Origin of the sequence: Dyella lutea (genome assembly GCF_024158035.1) — a bacterium.
Taxonomy (GTDB): Bacteria; Pseudomonadota; Gammaproteobacteria; order Xanthomonadales; family Rhodanobacteraceae; genus Dyella_A; species Dyella_A lutea.
The window spans coordinates 1,034,862-1,044,675 of record NZ_JAMZEK010000002.1; the positions used below are offsets into that span (position 1 = coordinate 1,034,862).

Consider the following 9,814-nt stretch of genomic DNA (forward strand, 5'->3'; position numbering starts at 1 on the left):
ACGAATCCAGCCGCTCCGGGTCGAGTGGTTCGGGTCACAGCCAAAGGTCATAGTCATGAGCAAGCGTTCCTCGGGTGGTGGCTGGGTATTCGCCATCATCGCAGTGGTCCTGATCGCGTTCGCTGCCTGGTTCCTGGTGCAGCGTGCCCGCAAGGCCGATCAGGCCCGTCCGGCTCCGGTCGCGGCTGCCACGGCGCCGGTTCCGGCTCCGGCCAGCACGGCCCCGGTCATCGCGCATCCGATCGAACAGGCACAGACGGCCCCCGCCGCGGCCAGCACCGCACCGCTGCCGGTGCTGGGCGACAGCGATGCCAGCGTGCTGGAGGGGCTGGCTGCGTTGGCTCCGGGCAGCGACATGGGCAGCTGGCTGGTGCACCAGTCGATCATCCCGCGCATCGTGGCCACGGTGGATGCGCTGCCGCGCCGGGACCTCAGCCCGTTCATCCTTCCCGTGCATCCGGCCAAGGGCAGCCTGAAGACCCAGGATGCGAACGGCCAGAAGGTCATCGATGCGGCGAACGCTGCCCGCTACGCGCCCTACGTCAAGGCGATGCAGGCGGTCGACAGCCAGGCGCTGGTCGACTGGTACGTGCACAGCTACCCGCTGTTCCAGCAGGCCTACCGCGAGCTGGGCTACCCGCACGCGTACTTCAACGACCGACTGATTGCGGTGATCGACCACCTGCTGGCCGCGCCGGAGCCGACCGGCCCGCTGGCCGTGGTGCCGTACAAGGAGGGCTTCGCCTACGCTGATCCGTCGCTGCAGTCGCTGTCGATCGGTCAGCGCACCATGGTGCGCATCGGCGCGGCGAACGAGGCGGCGGTGAAGGCCAAGCTGCGCGAACTGCGTGCGCGGCTGGTCGGCAGCGGCCTGCACAAGGAAGCCGCCGCGCCGGCCGGCGCGACCACGACGCACTGAGCGCCGCGGCCGGGGTGTTCCTTCACCAGGGGATGTCCTGGCCGTCCCAGGCGATGAAGCGCCCGCTGTCGGCGGGCGTGGCGCCGGCGATGATCGCCAGCAGCTGGCGGGCCGCCCGCGCCGGTTCGAACAGCTTCGCGGGCGGCACGTTCTTCTGGAACGGCGCGGACAGCGCCGTGTCCACCGTGCCGGGATGCAGCAGCAGGCAGCAGCCCATGCGATTGCGGCGCGACCACTCGATCGCGAACGTTCTCATCAGCTGGTTTTGTGCCGCCTTCGAGGCGCGGTAGGCGTACCAGCCGCCGAGCCGGTTGTCGCCGATCGAGCCGACCCGCGCCGACAGCGAGGCGAACACCGTAGGGCCGCGCTCCAGCAGCGGCAGCAGGGCGCGGGCCAGCAGCACCGGCGCGAACGCGTTGAGCGCGAACACCTGCTCCAGCGATTGCCGCCGCACCTCGCGCACCGATTTCTCCGGCTGCAGGCCGTCGCCGTGCAGCACGCCCGCCGCGTTCACGACCAGCGCCAGCGACGGATGTCGGGTCGCCAGGGCGCCGGACAGGGCGTCGAGCGCGGCCTCGTCGGTGAGGTCGACGTCCGCGCGGTGCAGCCGCCCGGGTGCGGCTTCGCCGAATCTCGCCAGCGCGGCGCTGCCGGAGGCGTTGCGGGCGACCGCGGTCACGCTGGCCGCCTGCGGATGGGCGAGCAGCGCTTCGGTGATCGCCAGCCCGATGCCGCGGCTGGCGCCGGTCACCAGCACGTGGGCGGGGCCGTCGAGGCCGTGGATCAGCGGCAGGTGCTCGGACATGAGAACAGCTCGGGGAGGGGTGCCTCGGGTACGCGGCCCGGCGCTACATCGGATGCTTGATGCCGCGTTTGAGCAGCCACGCATTCACCGGGCAGGCGGTGGCGAAGCCCGCCAGCATCGCGATCTGCATCATGAACCAGAACACCGGCCCGGCCTTGTCCGGCGTGTCGCCGAACAGGACGAAGGTGGCGATCGCCATCCAGCCGTACATGCCCACCTGCCAGGACACCAGCGACAGCGTGTCGGCCTTCAGCGCGGCGAGCAGGGCGTCGCGGGCGGACATCCGCCCCATTGGCCGGATCGTGAAGTACTGGAACGCGATGCCGATGACGAAGGCGAACACGAAATCCAGCGTCCAGCCGGTCAGCAGCGCGCTGCCGAACAGGGTGAACGGCGCCGCCAGCAACAGGCTCTCGGCGGTCAGGTCGCCCAGCGTGCAGCCGCTGCCGCAGTGGGTGGCGGCCAGCATCACGCTCTGTGCGAAGGGGCGTTCACTCGGGTGGCCGTGGCCGCCGTGCTTGGGTGCGCGGCCGATCCGCGCGTAGGCCCACAGACCCAGCGGCCCGGCGTACAGCGCGGTGATCGGCCACACCAGATTCATGATCGCCATCGGCTGGCGGCGACCCAGCGCGATATCCAGGGCGATCAGGGCCGCGCAGGCCGTTGCGGCGACGAGCGAGACCAGGGCGAGGACGTGCAGCCACTGCGGCATCGGCAGGCTCCGTGCAAAAACCCGAGCATGCCGCGATGCCCGTGGAAGCCCGATCAAGCCGCCCTCAATCCAGCGGGGCGGCCATCACCAGCTTGTCGACCGGATAGCCCCGGGCCGCGGCGCGCTCGCGGATGCCGCGGAACGTGGCCGTATCCATGCGCGACGCGCGCGACAGCACCCACAGGTACTTGCGGCTGGGGCTGCCGACCACGGCCCAGCGGTAGTGCGGGTCCAGCTCCACCACCCAGTAGTCCGCCCACACCATCGGCAACCAGCCGAGCCACGCCGGGGCGAAGCGCACCTTGAGCGCGCCGGAATGATCGTCCACGCGGCGCGCCACGCCATCGGACGCGTCCATGCCCTTGGCGGTACGGCAGGCGTTGTGCACGTTGACGGTGCCGTCGGGGCGCAGCGTGTAGGTCGCGGTGATGGTGTCGATGCAGTGGCGCTGGAAGAACATCGGCAGGTGCGCGATCTCGTGCCAAGTGCCCGCATAGCGCGTCAGGTCCAGCACGGGCACCGGCCGGTTCGGCAATGACTCGGCGGAGGCAGTCAGGCTGGCACCCAGCAGGGCGGTGAGGAACAGGGGGCGGATCATGAATTCACTCCTTGAGAAACGGGGGCCGCTCAGCTCAGCGCCACCACCTGCTGCGCCACGTAGATCACCAGGAACACCGCCATGGCGATCAGCAAGCCCGACAGCAGGCGTTCCATGCCGCCACGGCGGTAGAGCTCGTTGCCCTCGCGATCGATCGCGGCGCGGTTGCGGTGGAAACTCAGCGTCGCCAGCAGTACCAGCAGCGCTCCGAACGCCAGCAGCGCCAGGCCCAGCCACTCCGAGGCGAGGACGTGCAGCTTCGGCATCGTCGAGCCCATCGCGTGGCTTGCGTAGGCGAGGAAGATGTCGAACCGCTCCAGCAGGAAGCCGAACGCCATCACCGTGATCGCCGTACGCACCCAGGCCAGGTAGGTGCGTTCGTTGGCGGCGTGATCGCTGAAGCGCAAGATCATGGGCGGAGCTCCGTCGAAGAGCCGTCAATCTACCCGCAGTAAGCGGCGGTGCCCACCTTGTGCAGCCGCCAGGCCGCGGCGTCGTGCCGCGCTTGACCCGGAGGCGGGACAGCCTGATCCTGTCTACCTTCCAATAGGTAGGCTGATGTAATGCAACTCCGTTCCGACTGGTCCGAGCGCGCCGTGGTCGATGCTTCCGCGATGGAGTGGGTGGAGTCGCCCTCCGCCGGTGTCCAGCGCAAGATGCTCGAACGCGACGGCGACGAGGTGGCCCGCGCCACCTCCATCGTGCGCTACGCGCCGGGCTCGCACTTTCCACGTCACGTGCACGAGATGGGCGAGGAGCTGTTCGTGCTGGAAGGGGAGTTCTGCGACGAGAGTGGCCGTTTCGGCCCCGGTTCGTATATCCGCAACCCTCCCGCCTCGGCGCACGCACCGTGGTCGGACGGCGGCTGCGTGCTGTTCGTGAAGCTGCGCTATTTCGATCCCATCGACCAGGCGCGCGTGGTGGTCCATACCCGCGAGGAGGCGTGGCTGCCGGGGCTGGTGCCGGGGCTGTCGGTGATGCCGCTGCACGACTTCCGCACCGAGCACACCGCACTGGTGCGCTGGGCGCCGGGCACGTACTTCAACCCGCATCGTCACTACGGCGGCGAAGAGATCCTGGTGGTGGAGGGGGTGTTCGAGGACGAGCACGGCCGCTACCCGGCCGGCAGCTGGCTGCGCAGCCCGCACATGAGCCAGCATCAGCCCTTCAGCCGCGAGGGCTGCACCATCCTGGTCAAGACCGGCCATCTGATCGCCCACACCGAGGACGCCGCCGCATGAACTCCGCCACGGCAGGGACCGCCGCACGGGTGATGGACGTGGCCGAGGCGCTGATCCAGCAGCGCGGCTACGGCGGGTTTTCCTTCGACGACGTGGCGCAGGCGGTGGGCATCCGCAAGCCCAGCGTGCACCACCACTTCCGCACCAAGGCCGAGCTCGTGGCCGCGCTGGCGCGGCGCTACACCGAGCGCTTCGAGTCCGCACTGGCGGCGATCGACGTGGCCCGGCGCGATCCACTGGCGCGGCTCAAGGCCTACGTGCAGCTGTTCGCCACCACCTACGCGCAGGACGGCCGCCTGTGCGTGTGCGGCATGCTCGGCGCCGAGGCGGATGCCTTGCCGGCCGACGTCGCCGACGCGGTCGCCGGGTTCTTCCAGCTCAACCTCACCTGGCTCGCTGCCGCCTTCCGTGATGCGCAGCGAAGCGGCCAGGTGACCACCGCGCAGCGTGCGGCGAATCTCGCGGAGCTGATGCTGTCGGCGCTGGAAGGCGCGATGGTGGTGGGGCGGGGCGGTCGCTCCGGCGGAGGTCCCGCGGCAGTCGGCAAGCATCTGCTGGCCGGTCTCGCGCGGTGAGGCTGGTCCAGCCGTGCTACTGCCGTTGCGAGCATGGTGGTGGGAGTGACTTCAGTCACGACGCTCCCGCTGCGCCATGGAGAGGTGTCGGGGCTGAAGCCCCTCCCACAGTCGAGAAAGGTCGCCGGGTTGCCCGGAAGCAAAGGCGGCGACGGATTGCTCCGTCGCCGCTGCCGTTTCACCTGCTTACTTCGCTTCCGGCAACTGGATCAGCGGTACCGAACCGCCGCCGGTGTACGTGGGCAGCTGGCCGTTCCACTTCTCCACCGCGATCATGTGGATGATGTCCGGGTTGGCGCGCAGCGCGTCGCCCTTCATGCGGATCGCCTGCGCTTCGGCCTCGGCGATCGCCAGCTGGGCCTTCGCCTTGCCCTCGGCCATCGCTACTTCCTTGGCCGCCTCGGCCTGCGCCTGGGCGATCTCGTTCTTGCGCTGCTCGGCCATCTGCGTGGCCTGGATCTTCGCGTTGATCGACTGCACCACCGTCGCCGGCAGGCGTAGTTCGCCGATCCAGTAGATCTTCTCGATCACGATGCCGGTCGGTCCCACCTGCTGGCTCACGTCGTCCTGCACGGACTGGATCAGCGAGGCCTTGCCGCGGCCGTAGACCGACTCGATGCCCAGCGAGCTGGACTCCTTTACCAGCGAATCGCGCACCATGTTGCGCAGGTAGATGTCGGTGATCTCGTTCACTCCCTTGCGGTACTTCTGGAAGATCGTGGTCACCTTGTCCGGGTTGATGTGATAAGTGATGCCCACGTCCGCGTTCACCGACAGGCCTTCCACGGTCTGGAAGGTCAGCGACTCGTCGTTCGGCGAGCCTTCGGTGGCGCTGCGGGTCCAGGTGTAGTTCTGGGTGAAGGTGGGGAAGGTGTACAGGTCGTAGCCCCAGCCCACCCAGTAGCGGCCGGGCTGCAGTTCCTGCAGCGAACCCTTGCCATCGCCGTAGAGCTTGAACTTCACGCCGACGTTGCCGGCCGGCACCTTGCTGCACTGGGTCAGCGACAGCGCGGCGAGAGCGAGTACGAACAGGCCCACCAGTGTGCGGGCAGTAAAAGTCGATTTCATGGAGAGCTTTCCTTAGTTGAATGGACGTCCAAACAGCCGCCATGCCCAGACGAGCAGGGCGACCAGAAGAGCCAGGCCAGCCGCGACCGCCAGCGTGCTGGCGGCCGAGATCAGCCACGGGCCGATAAGGCCCAGGTAAAGCGCCACGCAGACAGCGAACAGCCCCAGGCTGATGGCGCGGTGGTGGCGCGATTGCAGTTGCATCGGTGGTTCTCCCCTTGGGTAGCGAGGCGCGACATCGCGATGGATGCGCGCGGTGACGCCGCCGGCGGCGGCAAGGCGCTGCGGCATGAATCGAGGGCGGGCTCACGGGAAGGGGCTGCACATGCCCGACCGATGCGAGGGCATCGACGCAGCATGCACGCGATTCGAGGGGACAGCCGTCGTCCGGATCAGGCCTGTGCAGGCCCAGGGACGCGACTCACGACGCGGAATGGATCAGGGCGTTGGAAGCACGTCGGTCAGCGTGGCGAACAGCCCACGGGCAAAGATGGCCCAACGCGGATGGAAGGTGATCATGGTCGTGTGTGAATCGAAGGATTCGACCCTGCGAATTCTACGCCTGTCCCACGCGCATTCAAAGAAAAATCGGAGGTGTTACGAAGTAACGCGAGGCCTTGTGCTGCAACGGCTTGCGGGGCATGTGCGCAACGCCGAGGCCTTGCATCTTCGGGTGGCTTCTTCCGCGGCTGACGGCTCTGGCGAGCGCGGCATGTCGGTGCTGCCGAGAGCATCTTCCCGACGCGGCTCTCCGCGTGCTTGCGGCGAATTTCTGCTAGCGTTCGCGCGCTGCCAGGAGAGCCAGCATGTTTCCCCAGACAAGCCACCTGCGTCGCCTTCGCCAAGTACACGTCGTCGCGCATGTCGCGATGACGGTGATCGGTTTTATCGCGTTGTGCGCCCACGTGCTGAGCCATCGCTAGCGCAAGCCAGGCGACGGCCCATTGGCGTGAGCGATTCCGCCAAGCCCGGTTTCAGTGACCGGACACCGCGTGGGGCACGTAGTGCGCTTCCAGTGCGCTGATCTCGTCGGCATCGAGTTTCAGCGACAGCGCTGCCACAGCGTCTTCCAGGTGAGTGGCCTTCGAGGCGCCGATGATCGGCGCGGTGACAAACGGCTTGGACAGCATCCATGCCAGCGCTACCTGCGCCTTCGACACGCCGCGCCGCTCGGCGACGGTGGCCACCGCCTCGACCACGCGCCGGTCGGCGTCCGGCACCTTGTACAGCGTCTTGCCGAACTCGTCGCTGCGGGTGCGCTCGGTCGCTTCGTCCCAGGCGCGGGTGAGGCGACCGCGGGCCAGCGGGCTCCACGGGATCACCGCCACGCCGGAGTCCTGGCACAGCGGCATCATCTCGCGCTCTTCCTCGCGGTACAGCAGGTTGTAGTGGTTCTGCATGCTGACGAAGCGCGTCCAGCCGTGGCGCTCGGCCACGTGCTGCGCCTTGGCGAACTGCCACGCATACATCGACGAGGCGCCGATATAGCGCGCCTTGCCCGCTTTCACCACGTCGTGTAGCGCCTCCATGGTTTCCTCGATCGGCGTGGTCGGATCCCAGCGGTGGATCTGGTACAGGTCCACGTAGTCGGTGCCGAGGCGGCGCAGGCTGTGATCGATCTCCGCCATGATCGCCTTGCGCGACAGGCCCGCCCCGTTCGGGCCTTCGTGCATGCGCCCGTGCACCTTGGTTGCCAGCACGATGGTGTCGCGTTGGCCGTGTTCCTTCAGCACGCGGCCGACGAACTCCTCCGAGGTGCCGGCGGAGTAGACGTTGGCGGTATCGAGGAAGTTGATGCCGGCGTCCAGCGCCTGGCGGATCAGCGGGCGGCTGCTCGCTTCGTCCAGGGTCCAGGTGTGGTTGCCGCGGTCGGATTCGCCGTAGGTCATGCAGCCGAGGCAGAGGCGGGAGACGTCCAGGCCGGTGCGGCCGAGTTTGCGGTATTCCATGGGGAGTGGGTTCCCTGGTGGGTGGGGTTTCTAGGGTATCGCCATGCAGCTCGCCGCGATGACCATACACACCACACCGTCATTCCCGCGAAAGCGGGAATCCAGTGTCTTTTGCTCTTTCCGGACTCCGTGATCCGTAGAGCGAAGAGCGTTTCGTCCTCCTGCGGAGGCCGAGTCACTTCTCTTTGCGTGGCCAAAGAGAAGTAACCAAGAGAAAGGCCACCCCGCTTTCGCGCCTCACCGGTCTGTGACCGGTGAGGTCCGCGTCCGGGCTGCGGGGTTTGTCGACAGTCCATCCATGGACTGACGCCAAACTGGCTCGCATCCGTGCGAGCCACCCTTCGGGCTTTTCCTCCGCCCGGCCGCCGCTGCAGAGGGGAGGGAAGGGCGGCGCGCGGTTGCGCGCACCTTTCATCGCTGCGTAGGCAGAGGCAAGGGCACGGGCGAAAGACGAAACCCATGCGGAAGCCGAAGTGAGGGTGACGGCGTGTGGGGTGATACGGTGGGTCAGCGGTCGATACGGCGTGATGTGCAGCCGGATACTGCGGCTCACGTTCAACTGAGCGAATGCCGGCGGATTGTTCGGGCAACGATGGTTGCTGCGATGCCAAGCATCCAAAGTATTCCGGCCAGACCGTGCAGGAACCTCACGAAAAGCTCTGCCGAGAAAAAGGGGTTGAAGGCGCCTAGGATGAAGATGTCCACCAGGTAGCCATAGACAAAGCTCCCCATGTCGTGGCCGAGGACGAGGCATGGATGAACCGCGTTCTCCCCCAGATTGCAGCCGAGCCGACTCGCGACTTCGATGACGATGAAGTTCCCTAGCAGCGGGATGGCCAGCAGGACAAAGAGGAGGGTGACCGGGGAGACGATGCCCCAAAGAAGCACGCGCAGGCGCTTCAGCACCGGATCCTCGGCCAGGCGAGCAGCTCGAGCGCGCTTTTTCGGTGGCTTCCTGCTTCGCGACGGCTTTCTCGACGGCGACAGTTTCTGCAAGTCGCAGTTGTTCATCTGCTTTCTCACGGGAGTAACCCCTGCTTTCGAGCACGTCCAGAAGCGCCGCGGCCGCGTCGGGTACGAGGCCGCCCTGTTTGTAGCGGTGCAACAGGAGGTTGGTCGGCATGGCATCGAATTGCTCGATGAAGCTCCTTTGCCTGTTCTCCATGGAATCCTTCCTGGTTGGCGTTGGTCCTGGGGACTCTGACGGCTTACCGTGTGTCATCGTCGATGAAGCTACGCCGCATTGTCCACGGGATTCATTTCGAATGACGCCGAAGTCCAGGTTGGCCCCGCCCTTCTTACACTCGAAAATCCTCAATCAGAAGCGGTTTCGTCCTCCTGCGGAGGCCGAGTCACTTCTCTTTGCGTGGCCAACGAGAAGTAACCAAGAGAAAGGCCACCCCGCTTCCGCGCCTCGCCGGTCTATGACCGACGAGGTTCGCAGGTGGGCTACGGGGTTTGTCGACAGGGCATCCTGCCCTGACGTCAAACTGGCCGGCATTCATGCCGGCCACCCTTCGGGCTTTTCCTTCGCCCACCTGCCGCTGCAGAGGGGAGGGGAGGTCAAAAGCAGCGCGCATCGCGCGCCCAGGCTCGGCGATCGCTGACGCTATCGCCATCGCACTTGCTCTTGGCTCTTGCTGGTGCACTTGCTTTTGATCACCCCCTCCCTCGTGAGACGGTGAGCCGTGTTCGACAGGCCCGCAGGGGCATCGCCACGGATGCCGATGCCTTTTCGCCAGTGCATGGATGCACTGTCGAAAAGCCCGGCCGCGGCTCACGGACTTGCCGGGCGCAGCCCGGCAAGCGCCGAGGAGGGTCGCCTTCTCTTTGGTTGGCGGTGTCAATCTAGAAGTGCACCATCGATGGCATCGGCCAGATCATCTCTGCCCATGGCACGGATGAACATTTCTGCAGGGCAGTGGTAATCGAGAGTGGCGCGTGGCC

General features: G+C 67.0%; 11 protein-coding genes. 3 read left to right on the forward strand and 8 right to left on the reverse strand.

The window, feature by feature from the left end; all coding sequences use genetic code 11:
* The first annotated feature begins 55 nt into the window (after positions 1 to 55).
* Complete coding sequence (locus NC595_RS12065) at positions 56 to 919, forward strand: DUF3014 domain-containing protein (RefSeq protein WP_253566760.1); 864 nt, start codon at positions 56 to 58, stop codon at positions 917 to 919.
* 22 nt (positions 920 to 941) lie between these two features.
* On the opposite strand, the gene NC595_RS12070 is transcribed toward NC595_RS12065, so the two are convergent.
* The 4 genes from NC595_RS12070 to NC595_RS12085 form a co-directional block, all read right to left on the reverse strand.
* Positions 942 to 1,724, reverse strand: coding sequence for an SDR family NAD(P)-dependent oxidoreductase (locus NC595_RS12070; protein WP_253566762.1), 783 nt, complete (start codon positions 1,722 to 1,724; stop codon positions 942 to 944).
* 43 nt (positions 1,725 to 1,767) lie between these two features.
* Complete coding sequence (locus NC595_RS12075; protein ID WP_253566764.1) at positions 1,768 to 2,436, reverse strand: DUF4396 domain-containing protein; 669 nt, start codon at positions 2,434 to 2,436, stop codon at positions 1,768 to 1,770.
* A 64-nt stretch (positions 2,437 to 2,500) separates the two neighbouring features.
* A complete protein-coding gene (locus NC595_RS12080; RefSeq protein ID WP_253566766.1) occupies positions 2,501 to 3,034 on the reverse strand; it encodes a lipocalin family protein in 534 nt (177 codons plus the stop codon).
* 29 nt (positions 3,035 to 3,063) lie between these two features.
* Positions 3,064 to 3,447 (reverse strand): YidH family protein, encoded by a 384-nt coding sequence (locus NC595_RS12085; RefSeq protein WP_253566767.1) that lies wholly within the window; start codon positions 3,445 to 3,447, stop codon positions 3,064 to 3,066.
* Positions 3,448 to 3,597: 150 nt separating this feature from the next.
* On the opposite strand from NC595_RS12085, the gene NC595_RS12090 reads away from it, so the two are divergent.
* Both NC595_RS12090 and NC595_RS12095 read left to right on the forward strand, forming a co-directional pair.
* Positions 3,598 to 4,275 (forward strand): cupin domain-containing protein, encoded by a 678-nt coding sequence (locus tag NC595_RS12090; RefSeq protein ID WP_253566769.1) that lies wholly within the window; start codon positions 3,598 to 3,600, stop codon positions 4,273 to 4,275.
* On the forward strand, positions 4,272 to 4,850 hold the full coding sequence (locus NC595_RS12095) for a TetR/AcrR family transcriptional regulator (RefSeq protein ID WP_253566771.1): 579 nt from the start codon (positions 4,272 to 4,274) through the stop codon (positions 4,848 to 4,850). Before NC595_RS12090 ends, NC595_RS12095 begins: the two co-directional genes overlap by 4 nt.
* 186 nt (positions 4,851 to 5,036) lie before the next feature.
* Here NC595_RS12095 and NC595_RS12100 read toward each other — a convergent pair whose 3' ends face one another.
* The 4 genes from NC595_RS12100 to NC595_RS12115 all read right to left on the reverse strand — a co-directional run bounded on the left by NC595_RS12100 (position 5,037) and on the right by NC595_RS12115 (position 8,878).
* Complete coding sequence (locus NC595_RS12100) at positions 5,037 to 5,918, reverse strand: SPFH domain-containing protein (protein ID WP_253566773.1); 882 nt, start codon at positions 5,916 to 5,918, stop codon at positions 5,037 to 5,039.
* Between the two features lie 12 nt (positions 5,919 to 5,930).
* The gene (locus NC595_RS12105; RefSeq protein ID WP_253566775.1) at positions 5,931 to 6,122 is read right to left on the reverse strand and encodes a hypothetical protein; all 192 of its coding nucleotides are present in this window, start codon (positions 6,120 to 6,122) and stop codon (positions 5,931 to 5,933) included.
* 770 nt (positions 6,123 to 6,892) lie between these two features.
* Positions 6,893 to 7,867 carry an aldo/keto reductase gene (locus NC595_RS12110; protein WP_253566776.1) on the reverse strand — a complete coding sequence of 325 codons (975 nt, stop codon included), beginning with the start codon at positions 7,865 to 7,867 and terminating at the stop codon, positions 6,893 to 6,895.
* Between the two features lie 555 nt (positions 7,868 to 8,422).
* The gene (locus NC595_RS12115) at positions 8,423 to 8,878 is read right to left on the reverse strand and encodes a hypothetical protein (protein WP_253566778.1); all 456 of its coding nucleotides are present in this window, start codon (positions 8,876 to 8,878) and stop codon (positions 8,423 to 8,425) included.
* Positions 8,879 to 9,814 lie beyond the last annotated feature (936 nt).